This is a genomic window from Shewanella sp. UCD-KL12 (assembly GCF_001957125.1).
Classification (GTDB): domain Bacteria; phylum Pseudomonadota; class Gammaproteobacteria; order Enterobacterales; family Shewanellaceae; genus Shewanella.
This window is the reverse complement of sequence record NZ_MPHJ01000014.1, coordinates 80,647-106,739: the sequence shown is the minus strand read 5'-3', so window position 1 is coordinate 106,739 and position 26,093 is coordinate 80,647. Positions and strand designations below refer to the sequence as shown.

The following is a 26,093-nucleotide window of genomic DNA, read 5'->3' as shown; positions in this document are numbered from 1 at the left end:
ATGGCGTTAAGTGAGCAGCAATTATTGGCTCAATTAAAGCAAACTTGGCATCAAACGATCCCACTTAGTCAGTTTATGGCGGTTGAGCCATTAAGCGTTAGCGGCAATAAGTTTAAGGTAACGGCGCCTTTAGCACCTAATATCAATCTACATCAGACCATGTTTGCAGGTAGTATTTATACCTTGATGACGCTAACGGGTTGGGGAATGGTGTGGCTGCTGCAACAACGTGCACAGGTGCAGGGAGATATCGTATTAGCGGGTGCTCATATTCGTTATCTCGCACCAGTAACAGAGCAACCCATTGCTGTTGTCAGTTGTGCCGATATCGAGCTGGCTCCTCTTGGCCGCGGTAAGCGGGTTAAAATTCCACTTACTGTCGAACTCTTTTGCGCAGAGAAGCTGTGCGCACAATTTGAAGCTAAATATGTCAGTTTGCCGATAGTTTAAACATGTCGACCTGATGGAAAATGCGAGTCACACTAAATATTAATGACACAAAAGGCGATACATTTGTATGTACCGCCTTGTTGTTTATTACGCGTTTCATCACTTAATTAGCTATAAAATCATCCATCAAAATCACCCCAAGTGGTGTTCCACCACCTGCAGCATCTACAGCGGCAACTGAATAGATACCACCAGCCATGAGGCTTACGCTAAGAGGCCCAATGGCGACATCTTTACTTTCGTGAGGTGTGACGCTAACCACGTAATCACCAGCAGCGACTGCGAGGACGCCAGAAGCGACCATGAAAGGTACGTTGCTCAATACAGGGGCTGCATTGCTAATATCATCAGTAGCTGTGAGGTAGATATCTACATTGCCTGCAGAGAATGATGCGTGAGCAATACTGAGCTTTGCCTCAGTCGCAACACGACGAGGGCTGTCCATTAATATCCAAGGCATGATCTCATCACCTAGTGAACCAATTGCCAATGCAGAATAGCTCATACCTTGCTCAAGTATGACTTCAGCAGCATCGATAACCACCACATTATTGTCAGCATCTGCTGCAACAGTGACGGTATGCTCGCCTTGTGGCACGTTGAGGTAACCGGTCACTTCAGCAAAGCTAAGCATGTCTACAGCAGGCATATCGTTACCATCCAGGAACACATCGACAGCAGGTGCATCGGCGACAGCATGAATCACTCTTAAATCAGCGCCGGCGTTTTTATCTTGAATTAAGGCCTGACCTTCAGGGAGCGCGGCGAGTAGAGCTACCGGTGAGTCACCGCTCCAAACATTGGTTATTGCTGTTAGCAAATAGTCAGTTTCAGCAGCCAGCGTGACTGAGCCAGAATCATAAACCACATCTTTTTGGTCAGCGGCGGTAATGCGCACTTGATAATCGCCAGCCATAATCTCTAGTTGATCGGTATTGTCCATGTAATCAACTGATAGTGTGGGGGCCATATCGCTGATATCAGCATTCAGTTCAGTGACGTAAACATCGACTAAACCAACACCAATTGTGCCGTGAAGTACCTGTACTCGTGTGTATCCCGCTGCAATATTGCTCGTGGCGTTGGCTATCAGTGCTAAGTCGAGTGACTCTCCTTCGACACTCCCTACGGCTACCGCGGTGTACTCCATATCTGCTTCAGCCATCAAGTCGGCTGACAATACGGTAGCGGTTTCACCGCTAGGTAGTTGTGCATTAACCGCAATCGCATAGGTGGCCGACTCGACGCTTAGCAGTCCAGAAGACATGGCGTAGTCAACGTCAGTTAGCAGATCGACTTCGTTGGCAGTGACAGTGACCATTGGGGCATCAGCACTGGCGTGAATCACTCGTACCATAGACATTTCGGTCGGCGTAGAGGTTGGAGCTGTAGTTTTATTGGTGTTCGTATTGTTATCATCGTCATCGCTACAGCCAGTGAGAGCCAGCGCTGTAGTCAGTGCGATACTGAGATAAAGACGTTGCATAGCATATTCCTTCATTGTGTAGGTTACGTAGTGCTATACGCCGGCTTAAAATTTAACGATCACTTTTTTTAACGACTGATTGCAGATGGCAGTGCGAGTATGCGGCTTAGGTTCGCCATATCAGACTACGAATTGTTAGCTCTTGTGAGCGGTTAAAAAGCACAGAAAACCAACTAGATTAGAAGCATGTATTACTTAGTGTCAAAGTTTTAAATTCAATGCAGCAGCACTATTTAAACGGTTTGATGGAGTTAACAGATAGTTTTTTTTTGTCGAGGTACAGTATTTAACTAAGTCAAAATTAGTTAACGATGTCGAAATGAAAGCACTCCATGGCCTGCAAAGCAGTGCCGTACCACAGGTCAATTTTCGAGCGCCATGTAAACAAAAGTCGGGTCTTGAAATACTTGATTTGGGGGACTTCTACCAAAAAATACATCATTGCCGCTTTGACCCAGCAAAGCCACATCGTATCAGTTATTACTGTTTTATCTATATCTCTCAAGGTGTTGGTGGGCATTTTGTTGACTTTAAATACCATAGCTTTCAGTCGGGTAGCTTTATTTCTATCAATCAGGATCAGGTACACGCATTTGATATTGCTAGCCGCGCACAAGGGAAAATGATCAATGTGACCGCTGAGTTTTTTGATCTCATTCTCGCGAAAGTGCGCTTGCCATTTTTCTCCCTATCTAACTTATTTAGCAGCTACACACCGTTGATCAATTTATCGGCGAGTGCTGTGACGAGCTGTAATGTATTGCTCGATGAAATTAATAAAACTCAGCAATCCCAAGCAGATGATCCTTTGTTAGCTCAACTGTTGTTCTCGTCGTTATTGATGACGATTGAGAATCAGCGCCAGAGTCATGGGGAGCATTTAAGTGATGTGCAAGCGCAGCGGTTTAATCAGTTTAGACAGTTAGTTAGTCAAGGAGTACAAACGCAACGCTGTGCAGCAACCTATGCGGAGCTATTGCATATGAGCTATAAATCGCTGAATCAGTTATGCCGTCATGCCTGCGGCTTAACGGCAAAGCAATTAATCGACAATCACACTGTATTAGAAGCAAAACGACGATTGGCGATTGAAAGTGCACAAGTACAAGAAATTGCATACCAATTAGGTTTTGATGATGTGACTTATTTTGTGAAGTTTTTCAAGCGTCACACTCATCTAACCCCTTCTCAGTTCCGTGCTCTGCACGACGACGTCTCTGCAGCTTAAATTGAGCTAAATCATAGTGAGTTGAGCCAAGTGAGGCTTTTGCAATCTAGCTCACAGATCTGTTTGTCGGTACGAAAATCACCATTTTTGGGCTATTTACGCCATGTTGTTCTCTACCTCTTAGAGAGTATGTTGTGGTCATTAACTCCTTCATATAAGTGAGTTAATGAAGTTGTATGACGCTGGGTCTAATCCAGCAGCAGTTATGAACTTCAAACAACATAATAAAGAGTGAATATTCCAAGGATATGTGATGATGAATTTTGCAATAGAACGCCCATTGGGGAAATCATTGCTACTGGCAGGTGTAATATGCCTACTTGCAGCGTGTGGTAGTGATAATGATGACCCGCAACCGCCTCAAAATACACCTCCTGTGGCTAATCCCGTCGATGCCCACACCGCGCTAGGTCAAAGTGTGTTGATTGACGCCTTAGCCAATGACAGCGATGCGGACGGTGACCAATTGACACTGACTATGGTACAAGTGCAGTCAGGTACTGGAGAGGCTTCGATTAAAGACAATCAGATTTTGTTTGAACCAGAGGGCGCGGGGACCACTTTACTTGATTATGTCATTAGTGATGGTAACGGCGGTGAAGCTCAGTCTGTGGTTACCGTTATTGTGAGTGCCACTGCAGAAATTTATGTAGGCTCAAATCAATGTGTGTCATGTCATGTAGATAAGAAAACCTTTTTTGAAACAGGGCATAACTTTAAATTCACTAAAATTGAAAATGGTGAAGCGCCAAGTTACCCATTTACCTCTATTGATGGTGCGGTAGATCTTATTGATGGTGTAAAAAACACCTTAGGTAACCCTAACGGTTGGAGTGATATTAGTTATGTGATTGGTGGCTACAAAAGCAGTGCTATGTTCCTCGACCAAAATGGTTACATCATGATTGGTGATAAAGTTGGTTCAGCCGTGGTGCCCAAGGGTCATCAAGTAACACCTGAGATGATGTGGCCTTATTATCAAAATGATGCGCCGGACAGTCATGGTTACGACTATTGCGGCCGTTGTCATACTACAGGTTGGAAAGATTACACTGAAGCAACAGGGGATTATCGTAACCTAAATCGACAAGATGATATGCCTGGTATGGGGGGAACTTTTGCGCTTACTGGTGTGCAGTGTGAAAGCTGCCACGGTGCAGGTGTCGACCATGTTAAAGCACCTTCTAAACAAAATATTGTTAAGCAAGCGACCGCTCGCCAAACTGCAGACTTCTTAGCAGAAGATATGGGTTATGGTAAACCGATTGCTTGTAGCGAATGTCATACGGTTGATGACTCAATCAAACGTTATCCTGAATATATCTCGCCACTTAATACAGTTTTTGGTGGTGATACCGAAGGTGGTCGTATTGATAAAAACGGTGGTGGTTTAGGTGGCCGTGGTGGGCGTCACGCTGCAACGACCATGATTGGTACTGACCCTGATACCGGTGAAGCGATAGGTAAGAAGAAAGACTTTGCCTGCTCAACTTGTCACAATCCACATCGTTCAGAGCACAACCAAGATCAACCTGGTCATGAAGATGCTATGGTGGCGCAGTGTACGGATTGTCATTCGATGGAGTTTAATTTAGGAGGCGGAGGCGGGATTGCCCATGAAACAATGGCGCAGTGTATTGACTGTCATATGCCAAGTGAATCTCATATGTTTAAGATAAACTTAGACACACCATCTGATGATCCTAGCCATTTCTCAGTTGATGGTCAGTACAATAAGCCTTGGCTGCGTGCATCAGACAGTTGTCAAAGTTGCCATGCAAAGGATTATGATCAAAGAGCAGCAGGAATCGGTACTATTCATAAATAATTAGTAAGAATGAGTTCGCCAAGATGGTTATACATTCTTGGCGACAATTATCTATTAATAATAAGCTTTAAGGTATTTCTTGGCGTACTTGCGAAGTTTTTTCTCACTGCTGGTGGCAGCAAGTTCTTCAATCGTTGCTTTGTAAGTTTCATCTTCTGAGCTCGCTAGCGCTTTTGCCATGTAGGCGTAGGCTTGAATAGCGAGTTTGTCATGTTTCAGTAGGCGAGGATCTTTCAGCTCACTGTTGAGGACTTCAAGGATCTGCTTAGTGTGCATATTGCGATTAATGACTCGCTTAGCGGCGTCCATCTTGAGCTGAAGCTCGTCGCTTCTCAATGCGTTAGAGATAACGTTACTTGTTTGGCTGTATTTATCATCATAGTGAGCTTTGTCACTTAATATGGGTGACCATACCTTGAACTGATCGAGGATCTTCAGTGACTTTTTCGCGTACTTTTTGAGTTTGCTGTGGTAATCCCCCTCAATAATCGCGTTAAAATTGGCCTGATACTTATCATTACCCGAGTAAGCTAGACCTTTTAACAGCCACGCGCTGTAATCTATGCTGTGACGGTCTACCGCTAAGGGGAGAGATTCGTTGAGTTTAAGCTCAATTTGATCAAATACTTTGGGATCGGACATCCCTGCCATCACTAAACTAGCAACAGCATCTTTCTGTTTCTCGAGGTTATCGCCTTTAAATACCTCAATATATTGTGCTTCAGTGAGTGGCTTTGCTGCTGAAAAATGGCTGAATAAGCTTAATGTTAAGCAGAGTGTTAGTACGAGTGTCTTCATTGTGGTTCCTTCCTATTTTGTATTCCATCGTTTAAAGATCAGAGAAGTGTTAATTCCGCCAAAGGCGAAGTTATTACTCATTACATAGTTAGTGTCTAACTGGCGGATATCATCCTTGATATAATCTAATTCACCACAGTCTGGGTCTATGTTAGATAAGTTTAAGGTTGGCGCAAACCAGCCTGCATTCATCATCTCTATGCTCACCCAAGCTTCAAGTGCTCCACAAGCGCCCAGCGTATGGCCGGTATAGCTCTTGAGAGATGAGATAGGCATTTGTGGGCCAAATACCGCGCTAGTTGCTTGTGTTTCAGCGATATCGCCACGATCCGTTGCAGTGCCATGTGCATTCACATAGCCGATATCCTCAGGCTCTAATTTGGCATCTTTAAGTGCCTGACGAATGGCGACTTCCATGGTCGCTGCATTGGGCTGAGTCACATGGAGTCCATCAGAGTTAGTACCAAAACCAACGATTTCAGCATAGATTTTAGCGCCGCGGGCTTTGGCATGTTCAAGCTCTTCAAGTACTAAGGTACAGGCGCCTTCACCTATGACTAGGCCGTCTCGAGATTGATCAAACGGACTTGGGCTAACTGCTGGGGTATCATTTTTGGTACTGGTTGCAAACAGGGTGTCAAACACCACAGCTTCAGTTGCACATAGCTCTTCACCGCCGCCAGCAAGCATCAGATCTTGCTGACCGTACTTTATGGCTTCAAACGCATAGCCAATACCCTGACTACCTGAGGTACAAGCGCTGCTGGTGGTATGTACACGTCCCTTTAAACCAAAGAACACACCGACATTTACAGCTGTGGTGTGAGCCATCATACGAATATAGCTGGTGGCGGTGACACCTGACATGTCGCCCTCTTTGAGCATATCGCCAAAAGCGATAATTGGGTCGGTGCTGCCTGTTGATGAGCCATAGGCAATGCCCATGGCGCCTGAGGTGATGATGGGGTCATCAAGTAAGTTGGCATCAATCAGCGCTAACTCGCTGGCTCTCGTTGCCATTAATGACACTCGCCCCATTGAACGTACTTTCTTTCGCGAGTAATGAGCAGGTTTTTCAAAATCGGTAACGGGTGCGGCTAAGCGGGTATTCAGTCCCTCATAGCGATCCCAGTCATCATAGCGAACAACACAGTTTTTTTGTGCTTTTAAGCTGGTGGCAATAGATTCCCAGTCATGGCCAAGACTCGATATACCGCCACAGCCCGTGATGACTACACGCCTAGCTTGAGTGCTTGAGGTCATATCATGCCTCCATTGACAGAGATGACCTGACGGGTAATGTAGGCTGCATCATCTGACATTAAAAATTTAGCTAATCCGGCAATTTCTGACGGCTTACCCATACGCCTCATAGGCACTATCTCTTTAACCATATCTTTCGGGATCTCGGCTACCATATCGGTTTCGATGAGTCCTGGTGCGATGCAGTTAACGGTGATTTTACGCTTTGCTAGCTCTAAAGAGAGTGCCTTAGTCGCGCCAATGATCCCAGCCTTTGAGGCACTGTAGTTTACTTGGCCGCGATTACCTGCAATGCCTGAAACCGAGGCCATAGTGATTATTCTGCCACCCTGACGAGTTTGTATCATAGGCATGATCGTAGGGTGGATCACATTGTAAAAGCCATCTAAGTTAGTATGCACCACACTATCCCATTCGCTCTCAGTCATGGCTGGGAACGCTGTATCGCAGTTGATACCGGCATTGAGAACCACACCATAGTATGCGCCATGCTGTTCAATATCAGCTTCTATAGCGGCTTTAACCTGCTCTCTTTGGGCTATATCAAATTGTAAGCAGGAGACGGAAGCGCCTAGATCATTCAGCTCAGACTTTGTTTGCTCAGCTGCATCGACATTGCTATGAAAGTGCAAGGCGATATCGAAGCCTGCCTGAGCAAGTTGTAGTGCAATTGCTTTGCCTATTCCACGGCTAGAACCAGTGATTAGGACACGCTTATTTTCTGTTGTCATTGGTTATCTTCCTGCATGCTCTCGGAGATATAGGCTTGTGCATCTTGAGGCTGAAATACATTGACATTAGCTTCTGCGACAAGTGAGTTTCCGTGAAAAATTTGGCAATCAAATACGGCGAGACCAGTCTCTTCTTGATAGAGACGAGAAACGCGAGTTTGATAGCTATTACCTAGTTTGTAGTAAGGGATATGCATCTTAAGTTTACGGCTACCCAGCAAAAAACCAACCCGGATCTCATCGCCGCGAGATAGCGCTTCTACTCCAGCGAGTGCTGCTATGCTTTGCGCCATATATTCGATACATACATAATTAGGCACCCCATTGATATTATTGTCGAAATAGGGGCTTTGCTCTGAAACGTTCACTTGCGTCACTAAGGTATCCGTTTCATGCTTTAGCAGTTGATCGATTAAAATCATAGGTGAGCGGTGTGGCACGACTTCATCAACGGCGAGCTTTTTTAGCGCTTCGGCTGATATCTGTATTTGGCTCATCTTTGATTTTCCTTCAACGCATTCTTTGCCAATATCAGGCTGGCATTGCTGCCCCCAAAGGCAAAAGAGTTACTCATCACCACATTTAGCGTAGCGCTCTGCCCATGGGCGACGAGGGGAAGCGTTGGGTCGTCAGGGTCTTGTACACTATCCCACACCTGCGGAGGAAGCGCTTGCTGGCTGTTGGCGCTGCTTAATAGAAGGTAACAAAAGGCAGCTTCGATAGCCCCCGCGGCCCCTAACGTATGGCCAGTAAGAGGCTTGGTTGAGCTACACGGAGGAGGCGCCTCGCCAAAGACCTGTTTAATGGTTCTGCTCTCCATGGCATCATTCTTTTTAGTGGCTGTACCATGAAGGTTTATATAATCAACTTCATTGGCACTTAGGCCTGCATCTGCAAGTGCAGACTTGATAGCACTGACTGCACCGCGACCTTCTGGGTGTGGCGCCGATATATGGTGTGCGTCGCTAGATTCGCCTATGCCCGCTAAAACCACTTCGCATTCGCCATTAACTGAAGCCAGCTTCTCTAGGGTAAATAGTGCGGCTCCCTCACCGATATTGATGCCATCTCTATTGGCGCTAAAGGGCTGGCAATGCCCTTTAGAAACAGACTCAAGTGAGTTGAAACCGTTGAGGGTTAACTTACATAAACTATCGCTACCGCCAACAATCACCATGTCACAAAGGTCTGCTTGGAGTAAGCGTCTTGCACTTGCAAATACCTTAGCACTTGATGAGCAAGCGGTGGAGACGGTATAACATGGCCCACAAGTGTTAAAGTACTGACGTAGAAAGTCGCTACCGTTGCCTAGCTCCTGTTGGGAATAGAGGTAATCTTGAGGAAGGCTGTCAGTTTCATTTTTAGCAGCTAAGGCTTGTTCACCTTCACTGATCCCAGAAGTACTGGTACCTATGATGATACCAATTCGGTTGGCTCCCCAGCGCTTTATCGCTAAGCGAACCGAGTCTTGGATCTGCTCTGCAGCGCAGAGTAAAAGTTGGTTATTACGGGAGTTAAATTGGGCTAAATTTGCTGGTATGAGCGGTAAATCAGCAGAGACCTCTCCAACGACAGTTTTAGTCAGAGGGATAAGATCGGCTCGTGCTGTCATGGCTCCAGTATAGCCAGATGTGAGTTTGGCTAATACTGTATCTGGTGTCAGCCCTAATGGGGTGCACAAGCCTAAGTTTGAGATGGCTACTTTAGTCATTGTCTCTATTTTCTAACTCATCATTAATGGTATAGGTTGTAAAACCAGCCTTAGAGAGGACTGATTTTTAGCTCAAAATTCGCTTGAGGTATTTGCAAGAGAACCTCTGATTGCCAGAGCGGCTTTTGACTGTACTCAATCTCTACTAGAGTCCGTTTGAGCGCCGATGGCGTTAACTTGTTTGTCGATTCAGAGTTTGTAGCATATATTTTTCGACATCTTGGTGCATCACAATTGTCGGAGGTTAAGATCGCCCCTTGTAAATGAGCATTTACACTCTCTTCTGGCCAGTATATCAACTGCATGAGTGCGAGTAAGTACTCAGCCTTAAACTCACTACCCAGTAAGCTGCTCTGTTCGCTTGTTAAGGTCTCACCATCATAGATGAGTGTAAAAAGCGCCTGCCCAAGCGGAGCGAGCCCGACTAATGTCAGGCTATTGGCATCGAGTTCAACTTGTGTCAAAAGCTCATGATGAGCGTCAGCAACATTAATCGCTGCCTTTTGTGTTGCTGATCGTTGCCATTGGTCGCCTAAAGGAATTGGCGCGAGACAGTAGTCCACGCCTTTTGCCAGTGCGACGCAGGTTTGCCTCTGTAGGGTTTGACTACACCCAACAAGCGCAAGCATCAACAAGCCTAAGGTAAATATGCTACTGAATTTTAAGATTGAAACACGCTTCAATTTAATCACCTGTTAACGGCATAGTTCGACAATCATATTTAGACGTCGCTCAGAATCACTGACAAAAGGGTTGGTTTCATCCCAAGCGTATCCGGCAAGAATAGAGCAGATCATCTGTTTAATCTTCTTGTCTGGATCATCGAAGAATATCACCTCCTGAAATCGCCCATCATACCAAGCCTCAACATAGGTTCTAAAGGTATCAACGCCTCGCATCAGTGGCGTGGCATACTCAGCTTCCCAATCAAGTTGTTCGCCATTGAGCTGTCTGACAACACATTTAACGGCCATTGAAGCTGATTGCATAGCGATAGTGACACCCGATGAGAATACAGGATCGAGAAACTCCCCAGCATTACCCAATAGGGCAAACTGATTTGTGGCTAAATGAGTAACATTGGCCGAATAACCTTTAAGTAGGGCACATTCTCGTGTGATCTCTGCGTTAGCTAACAGCTTATCTAGCCCAGGCTCTTGCCTAACCATATTGAGTAATACTTGTTGTAAATTTTGCTCTGCTTCGCCCAGTAGGTGAGGCTCTGCGACGACGCCGAGTGAGCACTTAGTTTCGCTAAGGGGAATAAGCCAGTACCAGATATCTTTGTTCTCTGGATGAACACTGATTAAAATTTTCTGGCGATCAAAGTCTGGGTTTAACGTGAGATCGATATTGTCTTGAATATGGGTAAATACTGCCGTACGACTTGGAAGTGATGAGGGCTTCTCTAGGTTTAGTAACCTCGGCAATACTCGGCCAAATCCACTGGCATCAAATAGATATTTAGCTTGGATAACATACTTTTCACCGTTTCTACTCTTGACCGTTAATTCGGGCTCTTGTGTCAGATCGACAGCTTCTACAGTTTCACCGAAGCGAATTTCAACACCTTGGGATACTGCTGTGTCAGCGAGCAGCTTATCGAAGCTTGCTCGCTCCACCTGAAAAGTCGTGCCTGGGCCCTGAGTGTACTTGTCGGTAAAATCAAAGCTAATGTGTTTATCGCTATGGAAAAATGCTGCTCCATTTTTAAACTGAAATCCTGCCGAGTTGACCGCATCCAGCATATTGGCCTCTTCAAGCAGTGTCATGCAGCAAGGTAGAAGGCTTTCGCCGATTGAGAATCGGGGAAAATCTTGTTTCTCGAGTACGATCACTTTTTTCCCCTGCTGATGCAGAAGTGCTGCTGCTATGCTGCCAGAAGGGCCTGCACCAATGATCGCGACATCATATTTGGCAATAGCGCCTAACGTTGAACTTGGTGCATGTGTCACTTAAAAATCCTTGTAAAAGTTTGAATGAGAGGGGAGAGCATAAAAGTGAAACAGATCCCAATCAGTAGGGTTAACCCAAAAAAATGTATTGCAGGTGTACTGCTAAAAGCCAATAGGCCAAATGCGAGCATGGTCGATGTTGCCGACATAAATACTGCCATCATAACGCCTCGGCTCTGCTGCTTAGATTCAGCGAAGAACAAACTGTAATCTACACCTATTCCAAACACGAGAATTAGCGCTAGCGCATGAAACAGAGTTAAAGAAGCGCCGGTGAAGCCGAGCAGAGCCAAAGTAAAGATGGCTGACAGTGCTGGGACGGCAATGACACTCGCGGCCAGCTTGATATTAAATCTTGTTGAGAATATTGCGGCTGCCGCCGCCATAGCTAATGCCAGCAAGATTAACGTTAGCTGTCGATACTTGCCCATGACAAGCGAGATATCACCGACTTTATCTACTAATTGTACATAGTTAAGATCGGAGAAGAATTGTTTAAGTGCGCCGATATCAGTAATACCCCCAAGCAGTACGATGGCACCGTATTGTGTTTGGGTATCAGAGGGGGCGATCCATAAAGGCTTAAAGAGTTGGCCAGCTTTTGAGTCTAGAAATGACTTGGCATCGATATATTGGCCATCAGCTTCGAGATAAGCCTGCTTAAGTGCAGGTGCCAGTGATTCATCGAGGCCTAAACGGGCAATCACAATATCTAAATTATCTTGATAGATCTGACTCTGCAACAGATAGTTTGCAGCCTGCTTTTGTTGGCTTGGTAGATAAGTGCTTAGACTAAAAGCATTACCAATTAGCGCATTATTAACTGCAGTGTTTAGTCTTGGTTGAAGGGCTTCTAGATGTTGAAGTAGCGCCTGTTCACTCTGGCCTCTTACGAGCAAGAACTGATTGTCTGTGCCGCCACTGAGTAATTGCCTTAATGTAGACTCTTGTTCTGTCACCTCTTGAGGGCTTTGTTGTAAGTTGCGGATATCATCATCCGCCGTCAGTTTGACGATCCCTAAGGATGATACCAGTAAGCATATGCTAAGGAGCAACGCCCAACCTTTAGCGCTAACCTTGGACATTAGCATACTGATGTTTTGCAGGTAGCGATCAGCAAGGCTTAGCTGCATCTCACCTTGCGGTAGCTTACCTGATGCAAGCAGTGGGTAAGCCAATATTAAGGTTAAATAAGCCGATAACAGCCCGAAAGCACAAAAAACGGCGACCTGTTGCATACCTGGAAACGGCGCTAAACCAATAGATGAATAGGCTAAAACACTGGTGATGAGTGCGAGTGAAATTGCAGGGAATATCCCTTGGATAACTAGACTTGCGCTTGCATTGGGTCTATTGAGGCGTTCACAGTAAAAGTGAAAGCTATAATCGATAGCGATGCCGATTAAACTCGTGCCAAAAACAAGGGTGAGTAAGTGCAGCTCTGAAAAAATAGCTAATGTCATGACCACTGCGACTAACATGCTGCTGGAAATTGTCACCAGAGCGATAGCTAGCGGCATAAAAGATCTAAATGCTAGCCAGACCAGAAGACTCACGCCAATGAGCGAAGCCAGTCCTAAGCTTGTGACCTCGCTTTTGGCACTTTGTGTTGCCGCTACGGCATGAAAGAGTGCACCCGCTTTGAGTACCTCTATCTCTTCATCTAGCTGTTTAAGCTGGTCAAACGCTTGATAGAGAACAGCCATCTGCTGCGATTGAACTTGTGGATTGAAGGCACTTCCTACCCCCTTAGCCATGACGATAGCGACAAACTTGGTGTGAGAGCCTTGATTGGGAGATTGACTTGAGAGTTTAGCTATCAAAATGCCTTGCTGTACCTCAAGTACTTGTTTGGGGGCAAGGGCCTGTAAGTTCTGTGGGTAGAGCAGTAATGGATCTTTGGCTATTAAGCTAGAGGTAGCATAACTAAAGGCATTATAAAGTTGCTGCTGTGCGTGATCGATCATCTGAGCGAGTTCACCAACTTCTAAGCGATTAGCTTGTTGCTCAGTCAATAGTTGAAACCTATGAGGAAAATAGTAGTTGTTGAGTGACTCTGCTTGGGCGATATCAGCGCTTTTTACGTCAACGAATATGTCTTTGCCATCTGTTTTTAGCGCTGTAATGACCTCTTTTGCAGCATCAACAGCCTGCTCTTGGCTGTTAGCGATTAAGCCAAGATACAAGGAGTTTGCAAGTTGCTCCTCTACGCGTGATAAAGCAACTTCGGTAAGCGGATCTTCTTGGATATTTGGTAGCATGGCTAAAATATCACTTTGAATCTTAGCGCCACTTTGCCACAGAGAGGTGCCTATCAAGACGATGAGCGAGATGAGTCCCACCCAAAGTGCGAACTTGGCTTTTGCTGAATATTGACCCAGTAAGCTGGCCAGTTTATCGATCATAATGCTGGCTTAGTTTTATGCTCAGCGTCAGTTGGGAGCAGCTCTTGTTGCTCTATGGCTGAAAGAGGCTGATTTGTGATCTGTTCAAACTCAATTCTACTGCTGTCACCATTGCCACTGAGGAGCGTTAGTGCAGATATCTGTTCATCGCCCTCTAGAACAAGTTGAGGAATAGCTTTGATAAGCAAAGGATCTTTTGGTTTGAGGCCGATAGTCCAAGGTGAACTCACTGAGCTAGCTTGCATATAAAAATGAAAGTGGGTCGTCAGAGTGTCCAGCTCACCACTTAGCAGTGCTTTGAGCAGAATCGGTAATGTCTGTGCCAGTGCCCCAGCTCCTTGATTCTCATTGGCTTTGGATACTTGCTGCTGACCTGAGCTATCTATTTGAATTAACTCATCTCCCTTTAATAATAGGGTAGATTTAAATGGTCGTTCTTGTTTCCATGCAAGCCCAAGCTCTGAGTCAAAGATAAAACTGCCATGGCTGACGAGCGGCTTTTTTAGCACTTTCAGATGGCGATATTGAGTAAACTGACCGCTAGCATGCTCACCGAGTATTAACTGCTCAGTGATAGGCTTTAACTGCTCATTGTTAACTTCAGATTGAAACAAAGCCTCAAACTGAGCAGTTTGTGTCGTTTCAGCACCTGCTTCGCTGGCCGTTGCTTGCATTGAAGGGGCTGTAAGCAAAAGTAGTGAGAGCAGGAGATATTTTATCTTAGCGCTCTTGATATTGGGTCTGAAGCAGGCTGTCATTAGCTTATACTCGCGGCATTAGTGCTAGCGTCTTCAACAGGAAGTAGATGCGAGATCTTTTGGCGGAAGATCTCTGGGGTAACGAAGCACATCTCACCGTTGCTAGCATCGACCGCTGCCTGAATAGTATAGCCTTTAGTGAGTCGCTTATTCGTCTCAATATCCCTCACTTGGTAAGTGATCTTCATGCGATTTTCCCACTCAACCAGCGAGGCGATTACTTTGACTTTCTGCTCAAAAGTACTAGGTTGAACATATTTTATCTGCAGATCGACGATAGGCCATGAATAGCCAGAGTCTTGCATATCTCTATAGCCATAGCCTATTAGATCTAACAGCTGGCATCTGGCTATTTCAAAATAGCGCAAGTAATTGCCATGCCAAGTGATCCCCATAGAATCAACATCATGAAAAGGGATCACCATCTCCATTTCGGTAGTCAAAATGGCTTTACTCATGAGCAAACTTCCCACTTTCCTGCCTGGATCTTATCAACCGTTTGTCTAAGCACTGATTCTAAAGGTCTATCCTCTGTGAGCAGTTCAAAATCAGCTTTAACTTGCTCTAAGGTTTTGGCGACAGACGGAGTCAGTGAAGAGTGGCATAGCTCATCTTGGGAGATACGTAAGTTGATCCCTTGGGTCATGGCGAGTAGCGCCGCTGCAGCAACCTGCTCTGTGAGCTGTAAAACGCGCATGCAGTCACGTGCAGATATGGTTCCCATGCTGACCTTGTCTTGGTTATGACATTCAGTCGAGCGAGAAAATACACTAGCAGGCATAGTATTTTTGAGTGCTTCTGCGGTCCAAGCTGAAACGCCTATCTGTACGGCTTTGAAGCCATGGTTGATGGCTCGTCTAGTACCTGTTGCCCCAGAAAGGTTAGCTGGCAGGCCATTATTGAATTTAGGATCCATCACCAGTGCCATTTGACGATCGATAAGATCGGCAATGTTAGCCACAGTGTTCTTCATCGAATCCATCACAAAGGCGATATGACCACCGTAGAAGTGACCGCCATGCAAGATATGCTCACCTTCAGCATCAACAATGGGATTGTCATTAGCACTGTTCAGCTCTGTTTCGATAAACTGGCGCATAAAGGGAAGGGCGTCTTGTAGTACGCCAATAATGTGAGGCGCACAGCGGATAGAGTATCGATCCTGAAGCCTGTCTGAATTACGTGGATGCTCATGGTGATTGAGATCGGTACGGATCCAGGCCGCTATCTGATTCTGCCCTGGATGCGGTTTAGCGGCAAACAGGATATCGTCGAAGTGGTTTGAATTACCCTTCAATGTCAGTGACGCCATGGCGGTAATTCGGCTCGCTAGACGGCTCAAGTATTGCGCGCGGTCATAAGCCAAGCATGCCAATGCGGTCATGACGGCAGTGCCGTTCATAAGGGCTAGCCCCTCTTTAGGGCGTAACCTAAGTGGCGTGATATTGAGCTCAGCATATACATCAGCTGTCGCTCGGCGCTGACCTTGATAGATAACATCACGCTCACCGACAAGCACTGCTGCAAGGTATGATAGCGGAGTAAGATCGCCGCTTGCACCTACAGAACCCTCTTCAGGGATCACTGGAATGATATTGAGGTTAAGGAGCGTTTCGATGCGCTGTAATAGCTCATAACTGACACCAGACTTACCTACCGATAGTGAGCTTAGGCGACACGCCATAACGGCACGAGATTGCTCAGGGCTTAGGAGCTCACCGAGTCCACAGCCATGAAAGCGAGAGAGATGCAGAGGCAGTTCATGAACCAGATCGAGTCCGACGGTTACAGTGCATGAGTCGCCATAGCCTGTTGTTACACCATAGACAACGCCCTCTTCATTAAGCAGGCTATCGATAAACGTAGCGCCTTTTTGGATATAGCTCTGGTATTCACTGCTGTCTTTGAGTTTCGCTTTAGCGCCTTTTGCTACTGCTACAACATCTTCCAGGGATAATGCCCTGTGACCAAAGTGAACAATCATGTCTGTTGGGTTTGATTGATTATTCTGAGTCATCTATTTATCTGTCCTATCTTTGCCCTGAAAGTTGGCTCTTTGGATATCATCATCTTTACGCCAAAAATCAAAAAAGTTAAACCATTGCATGGGTTCGCGCCGTGCAAAATATTCGAGTCGTGCGCTGTAGTTATTAACGGCTTCTTCGAGCCTTTGCATGCGACCTTTTCTCGGGCCTTTTAATGTATTTGAAAATGCTTCTAAGTGAACTCGGTATTGGCCCTGCTCCCTTAAACAGAACATCAGATATACAGGGCAATCTAATAGCCCCGCAAGAATAAATGGGCCTTGGGGGAAGGGCGCTTGCTCACCTAAAAAGGAGGAGTAGACCACACGTCCTTGGGTATTTGATGAGGTTCTATCTCCTGCGATAACAACGAGCTCTCCTTGCTCTACCTTCTGCTGAAGCAGCATAGAGGTTGTGGGCCCAAGTTCAGTGACCTGAATCAAGTTAATGGCGCTGTCAGGGTTGAGCTGTTTGAGTACTCGGTTAAAGTTTTCTGCATTGTCAGTGAGTACCATGACGTTCACTTTCACCTTCTTCTGGTGAACAGAGATCGCACGGCATAACTCTAAATTACCTAAGTGGGAGACGAGTAATACGGCTCCCTGTCCTGCGGCAAGTTGATCGGCAAGTAGGGCGCGATTAGGAAAGTCGACCTGACTTAACTGTATGCGATCGCACCAAGCGTCGATTCTATCTAATGCTGCATTACCAAAGGCAAAGAAATGTTTAAGGCTGTGTTTCCAGTTGATATCACCTTGGAGCTGTGGATGCTCTGGATCAACGTGTTTCACCCTCTTCAGGAAGCTAATCGATGCTTCACGTGCCGTTTTCCCCGTGAGGAAAAAGTAGCAGATGACTGGGTACATAATCATGCGACAAAGCCAGTGACCACCGAGTTTATAGCTAGATGCCAGTAACTTTATTCCCCAGTAATTGCCGCGCTCTCCGATACTGGACCAGTGGGTATTAGTGTCATTTGAGTTGTGAGTGCCAATGAGTTTGCCTGGCAGACGCTTGAGCATGCCGAAGAAGAGTCGGCTATGCATACCTGAGATGCGAATGTTGTCCCACAAACCTTGAAAATGGCTGACACCGTCTTCTGGATAGATCACTTTAGTCGGCAGATGGATAACCTTCACACCTTGCCAGTGAAGTCTCACCAGAACCTCAATATCAAAATCCATCCGCTCACCTAAAGCGTGAGAGAGGAAGAGCTGCTCAGTGGCGGCTAACGGGTAAACACGAAAGCCACACATAGAGTCTTTAATCTCTAGGCTGAGTGTTTCAATCCATACCCATATATGCGTGAGGTAACGGGCGTAAAAACGACCTTTAGGCACAGAATCATCATATTGAGGTAAGCCTGATATTAGTGCGCTAGGGTTGTCAGCTGCCTTGGCAAGCATTGCGGGGATATCATCTAAATTATGCTGCCCGTCGGCATCAACCTGAAGTGCATGGCTGAAACCATCTTTGAATGCAGCTCTTAACCCCGTTGTTACCGCAGCACCTTTGCCTCGGTTGAAAGGGTGGTGTAACAGGGTGACCCAAGCATACTTGCTGGCCAGCGCAATAAGCAGGTGACGCGTCTCATCATTACTACCATCGTTGATGAGATAACAAGGTAGGTTGAGCTGTGCTAGCTGCTCGAGAGTTTCCTCGATAGCAATAGTATGGTTATAGTTGGGGATGACTAATGCCGTTTGCATCAGTTGGCTTCTCTGTTTTTTTGCGTGTCGAGCTTTAGTGCGATACGACCAGATGCAAAGCGCTTTTCACCATCAAAGTAGCTAAAAATCAGCTTACTCTTATCTTTGTTTTCACTGATTTTTAGGCTGGCTTCTGAGTTAGGCAATATTAATTGCTGAAATTTAAGCACTTCTAAGCTGGCGATATCAGTTGAATAGTTAAAATGCTGACAGCCTAAACGAATCGCCCAATCGAGTTGAGTGACGCCTGGCAGTACAGCCTGCTGCGGAAAGTGCCCCTCAAAAAAAGGCAGTGCAGCGTCGATGAAAAGACGAAATTCGACAGCCTGATCGTCGCTGCTCTTAGACAATATCTGCGGTAGGCTAGATTTAATCATTATCAAATAGCTCAGTGAGTTCAGTTTGAATACGCTTACCTTGCTCGTTTTGCGGCAGCGTATCGGGATAGCGCCAGCGTCTAGGTAAGGTGACACGCTCAAATTGGCTAAGCAGATGGGTCTTGAATAGGTTATTGAGGCTCAACTTTCCTTCCGCCTCCAACAATGCCTTTCCTTCTGCTGATAAGGCTATAATCACGCCAAGTTGTGGGCGTGGCTGAGTCAAAGGAACCAGTGCAGATTGGCTAACCAGTGGGTGGCTATCAAGTAGCGCTTCCATCTGTACCAAAGAGACGCGCTTCTCTTCAACCTTCACAATTCTATCCAGTCGACCCTCTAGCTGAAAGCGACCAGGTTCAATCAGATTTATCTTATCTTCACATCTAAGCCATTCATTGTTTTCTAAATAGGGTGATTTTAAAACCAGAGCACCATCTTTGGGATCTTGAGCAACTTCAACCTTGCTAAAGGTTTGCCAGGCTTGCGCTTTTGATGTTTGACGTCTGAAGGCTATGCCGCCAGTCTCTGTACTGCCAAAAATCTCGATAGGTTGGTGGCCGTAACAGTGAGCTATCCCTTGTGCCGCTTCAAAATTGAGTGGTCCACCAGAGCTAAAGACTAAACTTGGCGAGCGAAGCTGCCTTTCATTATCTAAGGATTCGGGTAAGCGAGATAGCTGAGCCGGACTACTGATGAGACATAAGTTAGGAAAGAGACTGGTGTAATAGGTCAATGTTTCTGGATATTCAACGATGTCACTTAAGAAAGGTCGACTTGCGGCAAGTGGCCACAACACCTTAAACAGTAAGCCATAGATATGCTGGTGCGAGACAGTTGAAATGACACTGCACTGAGGAAGATGCTTGGCAAAAGTATATTCGAGGTTGGTAACCTCTGCATCTAACTGAGTTAGTGTTTTACGCACAGCTTTAGGCTGACCACTGCTACCCGAAGTAAAGAGGGTGATCTGACCCCATTGTGTGGGTGTTGGCCAAGCTAGCTCCGATGCTGATTGCTCCTTCTTGAGTGCAATCGACACCTTACCTTCGCATAGAGCTTTATCAGATATGACTCTATCAAACTCATGGGTTAGCTCACTTAAACTGCCTGGTTGAGTGTTCGCGGGTAAGATAACCTCTTTACCAGCGAGCAAGGCTGCACATAAGCCAACTGCAAATAGATCGCTGCTTTCGCAGGCAAGGAGCCAGCGTTGAGATTTTGATTGGCTCAGCTGCTGGTGGATATGTGCCACCTGACATGTAAAAGCTGCACCAGTCACAATATCATGATGGTTGAAGCTGATAAGTTGCTGGCTTGCGGGCCCTTTTGATAACCAAGATTTAAGTAGCTCTGTCATGACTTTTTCAACCAAATAGTTCTATACAACCATTCGCCACCAAGTAGCGAAGCTATGAGTAGATAGGCAATGAGCCCGTTATACAGTGTCCAGGTTTCTAATGAAGCATAAAGTGCCGTGTAAAGGGCTATCGAGCCATTAAAAACAAATAAGCCACACCAGATAAGTGTGACTTTTTTCAAGTAGGGCACCGCTTCATCCGGAAGGTCTGGTTCCTTCAGCCTGGCGAGCCTTTCTATCATGCTTGGACCTAATCTTAATGAGTAAGCAAATAGTAGTAACATACTGAGGTTGACGACTACAGGGTAGTAGAGCAACCAATCGTGACGTTTAGCTATAAAGCTGGCCGCAGTGAGCCCGATGCCAACAATGACAGGAAAAATCATAGATTTTACCTGTTGCTTCTGGATGACTAATCGTAAGACTAAGAGAATACAGAGCACCATAGCTATGGTGCCAGCAGGCAGATAGTTGAGTCCAAAATATACTGCCAGTGGATAACCTAAAAGCAGTATGCTGGTGACTATCTGCAAGAATAAGCGCATTACTCTTTGATAAGCCCTTCAATAGCTGTAACGACATCATTAACGGTTCGCACCGCTTTAAACTCTTCAGGTTTAATCTTCTTACCTGTCATCTGCTGCAACTTAATAACAAGATCAACGGCATCTATGCTATCGAGATCGAGTTCTTGATACAGTGAGGCTTCAAGCGAAATATCATCTTCGTCGATCTCAAATTCATCAACTAAAATACGGGTCAGGACTTCAAGAATGTCTTCACGGCTCTGCATAATCTCTCCTAAGCTCGCTGTGATTCAATAAAGCTAGCCAAACTCGCCACACTGTAAAAATGTGCCTTAGTTGCATCAGAGTTTGCTTCAATTTTCACATCAAACTGCTTTTTGATCGCTAAGCCGAGCTCGAGCGCATCGATGGAGTCTAGGCCTAAACCTTCACCGAAAAGTGCAGCCTCAGTATCAATATCTTCGATAGTGACATCTTCTAGATCAAGGCAGTCGATGATCAGTTGTTTAATTTCGTTGTGTAGTTTCATCATTATTTAAATTCGTCTTAAAGTAATCTTCTAGATCCCGCGTAAGTCGACGTGCCATCTTTGCATCGCCACCAGTAATAGCATCATACCTGATATGCTTGATGGTTTCGCCCACTTCAACTTGCATCCCTATGGTGCGACGGGGTATTTCATACCAGGCTTCTTGCTTACTCAAACCTGGTGCATTCGTGCGTAGAACAACAGGTACGAGATCTGTTTTTGTTCTAAGCGCAATATTGGCGGCACCTCTAGCAAAACTATTGATACAGGTGCCTAAAACGGTGCGAGTTCCCTCGGGAAAAATGATTAAATTAGTCCCGCTATCTAACACCTCTTTACAGTCAGTTAGCAGTAGGTCTGCCCCGCGATTGGGAATATACCCCGCACAGGCAACAACGCCACGCATAAAGGGGTTTCGCCAAATTCCCTGTTTTACTATACAGCCTACATTAGGCATTAAACTGATCAATACCACGACATCGACCAAAGTCGGGTGGTTGGCAATCACTACCTTTCCTTTAGCATGGGCAAGCCTGTGAGTATCAACGGCTGTGACCTTGATGACACCCGCCCAAGTTAGCATGTGCACGAAACCGCGAAACATAATATGAACCGCGTTTTGCACTCGCTTGATCCGCTGCTGCTCCGTGCCTGGCCAGAACCTTAGCAGAGGAAGAACCGTCAAAGAGCTAAGTAGTCCACCTAAACCGAAGGTGATATAGCAGCTGACTCCACCTAACCATCTTGGAATGTAGGCAACACCCGTTAACCTTTCAGACTGGCTATTAGGCAAAACTCAATTCCCAGTGATATTTACTGAGATTGCCCGCTATCGGCATATTATTGGATAAGCCATTAAGCAGTGCGCCATAACTAAGGGCTTGAGAGCCTCGTTGCTGGCTTATCGTTAGTTTTGGGGCGTTGGCAATATTGTTATTAGCTAGCACCAAAGCCATTGCTAACGGTAGTTCAGTTTCGTCTACATACTGGTCATAAACTTCAGGCACTGCTTGATCAGCAAAGACGAGCATCAAGGGGCTGGGATCTTCATGAAGCTGACCGTAGGCTTCAATCATGGCCTGCAATAAACTCTCCTCTCCAGCTGCAATAGAGGTGGAGGCAGAGCGATTATCTTTGAGAATACTGTAAATACCGCTGGCTGTATTATGCACAGATTGGCTAAATGCCGTAGGAGAAAGAGGCTCCTGTTCAACGAGGTTGTTGAGTAAGCCTAAGGTTCTATGCAGTTCGCCATGGCGAGATGCAAAGATTGTACGGCATGAAGCAGGAGCATCAGCTTGGAATGCTGCCTCAAGTTGCATCTTAGTCAAGGCGCTATAACGCCTTCTTTTCATCGAGGGAACTTGCATTAACTTAGGCGCTTGGGGCAGATCTGATTTAAGGCTTAGCTTACTAGGCTCCCAATGTTGCCACTCTTCGTTCAGCTGATATTGAGGTGACCAAGCTCCCCAAGAGCAAATGCTAAATGTTAACTGCAAAATAGTGCCTCTGATACGACTTTCTAAGTCTTAGTTTTCCATAACAAGGATTAGATTAGAGAGTGACAATTAAGTTGGCTTGCCATCTGAACTATTAGGTCGACATTAGGGTCGCCAATTGATGGTTATTCTACACTAGATTATCTAGGATTATGAACTGTTTTGCGATACAGCTGTTATCTAGCTGTATACAGGTGTGTAGTTTTAGTGAGTAAACCCGCAACTGAGTGTTGCGGGCGTCTATGAGTAGGCAGGCTGACTTAAACCGCTAAATGCTTTTTCAGTTTGCGTAGTGCTGCTTTTATCTTTTTAGTATTTTCTGGTCCCATACGAACCAGTAACTTCTGTGCGTTAGGTAGTGCCTCTAATTGCGGGTCTACAAATTGGTAGTTAACACTTACGCCATCGAGCTCAATGGGTTGCTCAATAATCGGTGCATCAAGCATGATATCTATCGCTTCAAGGATACGTTGATTGAAGGTCATATCACTATAACCTAGCTCCTCAAACGCTTCGCTTAGCAATGGGGTTAGTTCCTTATACGTTGCGCTCAACTGCTCCTCATTCAGGTTTGCAATGAAGTTAGCGTATAGGTCATACCTATGGTAGCTGTCAGGGTTTAGATAGGTCTTGTTGGTGATATCTGACACGGTAAAGGCTCTGTTTGGAGCCTTTAGAGGGCTCACCTTTCTAGCAACCTCTCCCTGAGCTAAATTATCAACAAAGACCACAAAATGTCTGACCAGATCTTTCTCAACCAGCAATGGCTCAATCTTCATTCCATCTGCCATTTCAACGGTTTTGTTATGGGCAAATTCATCACTGTCGGTTAGGCTAGGCAGTGGTTCAATTTCAGGCAGTTGTGTTGGCTCTTCAATCACTTCTACTTCAGGCTCTATCACCTCTACAATCTCAGGCTCCGGAATATCGGCAATAGTCACCAGAGGCTCATCGGGAGTGATATCTGGGATCTGAACGGGCAGCTGTTGTGGCTCCGGGGCTGGCTCATTATCTGTGAAATAGTAGTAAGCGCCTCCTGAAAGAACCAAAGCAACCGCAACGGCAACCATGGCTAGCGTATTAACGCTGGCTGTTTTCTCTTGTGGTGCGATTCTATCTTCTTGATTGACTTGCATGTGATACCTTATAAATACGACTCGGTGACAGGAAGCGACTGTTTTAGGCGTTAGGCCAAAAAGAGGACTTCTCCATTTTGCAAAATTTGACGGCCTTGTCTACAGAAGTTGGCCGAAATAAAAAATAATTAATTGAAGCGAAACTCACACTGACATTATTCGCGCTTAAGCTTGTACAAACTGCTCTCTATCTCCTAGCCATCTTTGCACGATACTATCAACATTTTCAGGCACCTGCTCCATGATATGGACGGCCAGTTTTTGGATATGTGGGATTAAGGCTTGGTCGCGTACAAGGTCTGCTATTTTCATGTCTGCAATTCCTGTTTGCTTGGTGCCGAGCACCTCACCTGGGCCGCGGATCTCTAGATCCTTTTGCGCAATAATAAAGCCATCATTACTATCTCTAAGCACACTTAATCGCTTGGTAGCTGTGGGCGAAAGCGGCGTCTTATACATAAGCACACAATGGCTAGCAATGGCGCCACGACCCACTCGACCTCTAAGTTGATGAAGTTGCGCTAAGCCTAAGCGTTCAGGGTTTTCAATGATCATCAGGCTAGCATTAGGGACATCGACACCCACTTCAATCACTGTTGTTGCAACCAATAAATTAAGTGCGCCAGACTTGAATTCAGCCATGATGGCCTGTTTCTCAGCTGATTTCATGCGTCCGTGGACTAAGCCAATTTTTAGATCTGGCAGTGCCAAGGTGAGTTCTGCAGCGGTATCTTCAGCGGCTTGGCACTCAAGGACTTCTGATTCTTCAATGAGTGTGCAAACCCAGTATGTTTGCCTGCCATCATTTATTGCGGCATGACGGACTCTCTCTATGAGTTGTTCACGCCTGTTATCGGCGACTGCAACGGTTGTAACCGGTGTTCGACCAGGCGGCAACTCATCGATCACTGAGGTATCAAGATCGGCATAAGCTGTCATCGCTAAGGTACGTGGAATTGGGGTTGCCGTCATAATGAGCTGGTGGGGATGAAACCCCTGGCTAACCCCTTTCTCTCTCAGTCCGAGACGCTGATGAACACCGAATCTATGTTGTTCATCGATGATGATGAGCGCGAGATTATTAAACACCACCTGTTCTTGGAAAATAGCATGGGTACCAATAACAATGTTGGCCTCTCCAGATGCAATATCCTCTAGCGACTTTGCTCTCGCTTTACCTTTGAGTTTGCCTGCGAGCCAACCTACTTTTAATCCTAATGGCTCGAACCATTGGGCAAAATTTTCAGCGTGCTGTTCGGCGAGTAGCTCAGTGGGCGCCATCATTGCGACCTGGTAGCCACTCTCTATCGCTTGCAGTGCTGCGAGCGCTGCAACTAATGTTTTTCCTGAGCCAACATCCCCCTGTACCAAGCGCATCATAGGGGCATTTTTTTCTAGGTCGCTACTGATATCAGTGCCAACCCTTTGTTGAGCGCCTGTAGGTTTGAATGGCAAAGATTTTAAAAAAGGGTTGAGTAACTTGCCAGTGGCAGACATAGACACTGCATGGTCTCGATTACTGCGCTGGCGCAACTTGAGCATGCTGAGGTTATGAGCCAGAAGCTCCTCTTGAATTAACCGCTGTTGTGCCGGATGATTGCCTTGCTCAAGATCAAACTGAGAAACTTGATTGTTGGGACGGTGCAGCAGCTGCAATGCCGCTTTCAAGCTCATGTTACTCGGTTGCAGCTGAGGGGGAAGCAGTTCCTGCAAGCCGCCATCTTCTAATAGAGTCAATGCTTGTTCGGTCAGTTTTATCCAGCTTGCCTGCTTGAGCCCTTCAGTGGTCGGGTAGACTGGCGTTAACGTATCGTCCATAACCAGATCTGACTCTGTATGTATCAGTTTATACTCTGGATGAATGATCTCTGATTGCTGCTTGCCGCGGCGAATCTCACCATAGGCTCTGATGGTTGCGCCATTAATCAAGCCATTCTTTTGGGCGACAGAGAAGTTAAAAAATCTCAAGGTGAGATAGCCTGTGTCGTCTCTTACGGTACAGGTCATCATGCGCTTACGGCCTTGGATGATCTGACTAGATTGGATCACAGCTTCTACCGTGCCGTAACTACCGGGGTAGAGTGAAGCGATAGGGTAGATTTGAGTGCGATCTTCATACCTTAATGGCAGGTGAAAGAGTAGGTCTTGTACGGTATTGATGCCGAGCTTAGCCAAACGTTCAGCCATTTTCTTGGCAACGCCTTTAAGTTCTGTGACAGGAACAAGATCGAGTCTTTTCACGCCCGGTACCATTTTATAGTTGAGTATTATGTAAACAAAAAATACTCAAGCACTGTGTTTATATACATATACTATCAGATA

At 45.8% G+C, this 26,093-nt stretch carries 25 protein-coding genes; 3 read left to right on the top strand and 22 right to left on the bottom strand.

The annotated features are described in order from the left end of the window. Entirely contained in the window at positions 1-450 is a 450-nt protein-coding gene (locus tag BM736_RS19540; RefSeq protein ID WP_076415259.1) for a thioesterase domain-containing protein, read from the top strand. A 103-nt stretch (positions 451-553) separates the two neighbouring features. Here BM736_RS19540 and BM736_RS19535 read toward each other — a convergent pair whose 3' ends face one another. Further along, a complete protein-coding gene (locus BM736_RS19535; protein ID WP_076415256.1) occupies positions 554-1,936 on the bottom strand; it encodes a DUF4397 domain-containing protein in 1,383 nt (460 codons plus the stop codon). 319 nt (positions 1,937-2,255) lie between these two features. Between BM736_RS19535 and BM736_RS19530 the strand changes: the two genes are divergently transcribed. Then, complete coding sequence (locus BM736_RS19530) at positions 2,256-3,164, top strand: helix-turn-helix transcriptional regulator (RefSeq protein ID WP_076415254.1); 909 nt, start codon at positions 2,256-2,258, stop codon at positions 3,162-3,164. Between the two features lie 253 nt (positions 3,165-3,417). Continuing rightward, complete coding sequence (locus BM736_RS19525; RefSeq protein ID WP_076415253.1) at positions 3,418-4,992, top strand: Ig-like domain-containing protein; 1,575 nt, start codon at positions 3,418-3,420, stop codon at positions 4,990-4,992. 54 nt (positions 4,993-5,046) lie between these two features. On the opposite strand, the gene BM736_RS19520 is transcribed toward BM736_RS19525, so the two are convergent. The 21 genes from BM736_RS19520 to recG form a co-directional block, all read right to left on the bottom strand. Further along, the gene (locus BM736_RS19520) at positions 5,047-5,790 is read right to left on the bottom strand and encodes a hypothetical protein (RefSeq protein ID WP_076415251.1); all 744 of its coding nucleotides are present in this window, start codon (positions 5,788-5,790) and stop codon (positions 5,047-5,049) included. A gap of 12 nt (positions 5,791-5,802) precedes the next feature. Beyond that, positions 5,803-7,053: a beta-ketoacyl-ACP synthase gene (locus BM736_RS19515; RefSeq protein WP_076415250.1), complete on the bottom strand. Its 1,251-nt coding sequence runs from the start codon at positions 7,051-7,053 to the stop codon at positions 5,803-5,805. Continuing rightward, positions 7,050-7,784, bottom strand: coding sequence for a 3-ketoacyl-ACP reductase FabG2 (locus BM736_RS19510; protein ID WP_076415248.1), 735 nt, complete (start codon positions 7,782-7,784; stop codon positions 7,050-7,052). The genes BM736_RS19515 and BM736_RS19510 overlap by 4 nt, the downstream gene beginning before the upstream one ends. Then, positions 7,781-8,281, bottom strand: a complete 501-nt coding sequence (locus BM736_RS19505; RefSeq protein WP_076415246.1) for a hotdog family protein — start codon at positions 8,279-8,281, stop codon at positions 7,781-7,783. Before BM736_RS19505 ends, BM736_RS19510 begins: the two co-directional genes overlap by 4 nt. Further along, positions 8,278-9,495: a beta-ketoacyl-[acyl-carrier-protein] synthase family protein gene (locus BM736_RS19500; RefSeq protein ID WP_076415244.1), complete on the bottom strand. Its 1,218-nt coding sequence runs from the start codon at positions 9,493-9,495 to the stop codon at positions 8,278-8,280. Before BM736_RS19500 ends, BM736_RS19505 begins: the two co-directional genes overlap by 4 nt. A gap of 50 nt (positions 9,496-9,545) precedes the next feature. After that, on the bottom strand, positions 9,546-10,124 hold the full coding sequence (locus BM736_RS19495) for a DUF3261 domain-containing protein (protein WP_083700392.1): 579 nt from the start codon (positions 10,122-10,124) through the stop codon (positions 9,546-9,548). Positions 10,125-10,190: 66 nt separating this feature from the next. Then, a complete protein-coding gene (locus tag BM736_RS19490) occupies positions 10,191-11,450 on the bottom strand; it encodes an NAD(P)/FAD-dependent oxidoreductase (RefSeq protein ID WP_076415241.1) in 1,260 nt (419 codons plus the stop codon). Further along, complete coding sequence (locus tag BM736_RS19485) at positions 11,447-13,855, bottom strand: MMPL family transporter (RefSeq protein WP_076415239.1); 2,409 nt, start codon at positions 13,853-13,855, stop codon at positions 11,447-11,449. The genes BM736_RS19490 and BM736_RS19485 overlap by 4 nt, the downstream gene beginning before the upstream one ends. After that, a complete protein-coding gene (locus BM736_RS19480; RefSeq protein WP_076415237.1) occupies positions 13,852-14,613 on the bottom strand; it encodes an outer membrane lipoprotein carrier protein LolA in 762 nt (253 codons plus the stop codon). The genes BM736_RS19485 and BM736_RS19480 overlap by 4 nt, the downstream gene beginning before the upstream one ends. Continuing rightward, complete coding sequence (locus BM736_RS19475) at positions 14,613-15,071, bottom strand: thioesterase family protein (RefSeq protein WP_076415235.1); 459 nt, start codon at positions 15,069-15,071, stop codon at positions 14,613-14,615. The genes BM736_RS19480 and BM736_RS19475 overlap by 1 nt, the downstream gene beginning before the upstream one ends. Continuing rightward, positions 15,068-16,630, bottom strand: coding sequence for a histidine ammonia-lyase (hutH, locus tag BM736_RS19470; RefSeq protein ID WP_076415233.1), 1,563 nt, complete (start codon positions 16,628-16,630; stop codon positions 15,068-15,070). The genes BM736_RS19475 and hutH overlap by 4 nt, the downstream gene beginning before the upstream one ends. Next, the gene (locus BM736_RS19465) at positions 16,631-18,346 is read right to left on the bottom strand and encodes a glycosyltransferase (protein ID WP_076415231.1); all 1,716 of its coding nucleotides are present in this window, start codon (positions 18,344-18,346) and stop codon (positions 16,631-16,633) included. Then, the gene (locus BM736_RS19460) at positions 18,346-18,723 is read right to left on the bottom strand and encodes a thioester dehydrase (RefSeq protein ID WP_076415229.1); all 378 of its coding nucleotides are present in this window, start codon (positions 18,721-18,723) and stop codon (positions 18,346-18,348) included. The genes BM736_RS19465 and BM736_RS19460 overlap by 1 nt, the downstream gene beginning before the upstream one ends. Next, positions 18,716-20,080: an AMP-binding protein gene (locus tag BM736_RS19455; RefSeq protein ID WP_076415228.1), complete on the bottom strand. Its 1,365-nt coding sequence runs from the start codon at positions 20,078-20,080 to the stop codon at positions 18,716-18,718. Before BM736_RS19455 ends, BM736_RS19460 begins: the two co-directional genes overlap by 8 nt. Then, on the bottom strand, positions 20,077-20,625 hold the full coding sequence (locus tag BM736_RS19450) for a hypothetical protein (protein WP_076415226.1): 549 nt from the start codon (positions 20,623-20,625) through the stop codon (positions 20,077-20,079). The genes BM736_RS19455 and BM736_RS19450 overlap by 4 nt, the downstream gene beginning before the upstream one ends. Further along, positions 20,625-20,873 carry an acyl carrier protein gene (locus BM736_RS19445; RefSeq protein WP_076415224.1) on the bottom strand — a complete coding sequence of 83 codons (249 nt, stop codon included), beginning with the start codon at positions 20,871-20,873 and terminating at the stop codon, positions 20,625-20,627. The genes BM736_RS19450 and BM736_RS19445 overlap by 1 nt, the downstream gene beginning before the upstream one ends. A gap of 8 nt (positions 20,874-20,881) precedes the next feature. Further along, on the bottom strand, positions 20,882-21,136 hold the full coding sequence (locus BM736_RS19440; RefSeq protein ID WP_076415293.1) for a phosphopantetheine-binding protein: 255 nt from the start codon (positions 21,134-21,136) through the stop codon (positions 20,882-20,884). Then, a complete protein-coding gene (locus tag BM736_RS19435) occupies positions 21,114-21,929 on the bottom strand; it encodes a 1-acyl-sn-glycerol-3-phosphate acyltransferase (RefSeq protein WP_076415222.1) in 816 nt (271 codons plus the stop codon). The genes BM736_RS19440 and BM736_RS19435 overlap by 23 nt, the downstream gene beginning before the upstream one ends. Then, positions 21,922-22,635 (bottom strand): beta-ketoacyl synthase chain length factor, encoded by a 714-nt coding sequence (locus BM736_RS19430; RefSeq protein WP_076415220.1) that lies wholly within the window; start codon positions 22,633-22,635, stop codon positions 21,922-21,924. The genes BM736_RS19435 and BM736_RS19430 overlap by 8 nt, the downstream gene beginning before the upstream one ends. 260 nt (positions 22,636-22,895) lie before the next feature. Further along, positions 22,896-23,771: a DUF3014 domain-containing protein gene (locus tag BM736_RS19425; protein ID WP_076415219.1), complete on the bottom strand. Its 876-nt coding sequence runs from the start codon at positions 23,769-23,771 to the stop codon at positions 22,896-22,898. 165 nt (positions 23,772-23,936) lie between these two features. Further along, positions 23,937-26,012, bottom strand: a complete 2,076-nt coding sequence (recG, locus tag BM736_RS19420; RefSeq protein ID WP_076415217.1) for an ATP-dependent DNA helicase RecG — start codon at positions 26,010-26,012, stop codon at positions 23,937-23,939. Between the last annotated feature and the right edge of the window lie 81 nt (positions 26,013-26,093).

What these genes read in the sequence shown, in the direction of transcription:
- BM736_RS19540 (WP_076415259.1), top strand. Translation starts at nt 1, where the DNA reads ATGGCGTTAAGTGAGCAGCAATTATTGGCTCAATTAAAGCAAACTTGG.
- BM736_RS19535 (WP_076415256.1), bottom strand. Translation starts at nt 1,936, where the DNA reads ATGCAACGTCTTTATCTCAGTATCGCACTGACTACAGCGCTGGCTCTC.
- BM736_RS19530 (WP_076415254.1), top strand. Translation starts at nt 2,256, where the DNA reads ATGAAAGCACTCCATGGCCTGCAAAGCAGTGCCGTACCACAGGTCAAT.
- BM736_RS19525 (WP_076415253.1), top strand. Translation starts at nt 3,418, where the DNA reads ATGATGAATTTTGCAATAGAACGCCCATTGGGGAAATCATTGCTACTG.
- BM736_RS19520 (WP_076415251.1), bottom strand. Translation starts at nt 5,790, where the DNA reads ATGAAGACACTCGTACTAACACTCTGCTTAACATTAAGCTTATTCAGC.
- BM736_RS19515 (WP_076415250.1), bottom strand. Translation starts at nt 7,053, where the DNA reads ATGACCTCAAGCACTCAAGCTAGGCGTGTAGTCATCACGGGCTGTGGC.
- BM736_RS19510 (WP_076415248.1), bottom strand. Translation starts at nt 7,784, where the DNA reads ATGACAACAGAAAATAAGCGTGTCCTAATCACTGGTTCTAGCCGTGGA.
- BM736_RS19505 (WP_076415246.1), bottom strand. Translation starts at nt 8,281, where the DNA reads ATGAGCCAAATACAGATATCAGCCGAAGCGCTAAAAAAGCTCGCCGTT.
- BM736_RS19500 (WP_076415244.1), bottom strand. Translation starts at nt 9,495, where the DNA reads ATGACTAAAGTAGCCATCTCAAACTTAGGCTTGTGCACCCCATTAGGG.
- BM736_RS19495 (WP_083700392.1), bottom strand. Translation starts at nt 10,124, where the DNA reads ATGCTTGCGCTTGTTGGGTGTAGTCAAACCCTACAGAGGCAAACCTGC.
- BM736_RS19485 (WP_076415239.1), bottom strand. Translation starts at nt 13,855, where the DNA reads ATGATCGATAAACTGGCCAGCTTACTGGGTCAATATTCAGCAAAAGCC.
- BM736_RS19480 (WP_076415237.1), bottom strand. Translation starts at nt 14,613, where the DNA reads ATGACAGCCTGCTTCAGACCCAATATCAAGAGCGCTAAGATAAAATAT.
- BM736_RS19475 (WP_076415235.1), bottom strand. Translation starts at nt 15,071, where the DNA reads ATGAGTAAAGCCATTTTGACTACCGAAATGGAGATGGTGATCCCTTTT.
- hutH (WP_076415233.1), bottom strand. Translation starts at nt 16,630, where the DNA reads ATGACTCAGAATAATCAATCAAACCCAACAGACATGATTGTTCACTTT.
- BM736_RS19465 (WP_076415231.1), bottom strand. Translation starts at nt 18,346, where the DNA reads ATGCAAACGGCATTAGTCATCCCCAACTATAACCATACTATTGCTATC.
- BM736_RS19460 (WP_076415229.1), bottom strand. Translation starts at nt 18,723, where the DNA reads ATGATTAAATCTAGCCTACCGCAGATATTGTCTAAGAGCAGCGACGAT.
- BM736_RS19455 (WP_076415228.1), bottom strand. Translation starts at nt 20,080, where the DNA reads ATGACAGAGCTACTTAAATCTTGGTTATCAAAAGGGCCCGCAAGCCAG.
- BM736_RS19450 (WP_076415226.1), bottom strand. Translation starts at nt 20,625, where the DNA reads ATGCGCTTATTCTTGCAGATAGTCACCAGCATACTGCTTTTAGGTTAT.
- BM736_RS19445 (WP_076415224.1), bottom strand. Translation starts at nt 20,873, where the DNA reads ATGCAGAGCCGTGAAGACATTCTTGAAGTCCTGACCCGTATTTTAGTT.
- BM736_RS19440 (WP_076415293.1), bottom strand. Translation starts at nt 21,136, where the DNA reads ATGAAACTACACAACGAAATTAAACAACTGATCATCGACTGCCTTGAT.
- BM736_RS19425 (WP_076415219.1), bottom strand. Translation starts at nt 23,771, where the DNA reads ATGCAAGTCAATCAAGAAGATAGAATCGCACCACAAGAGAAAACAGCC.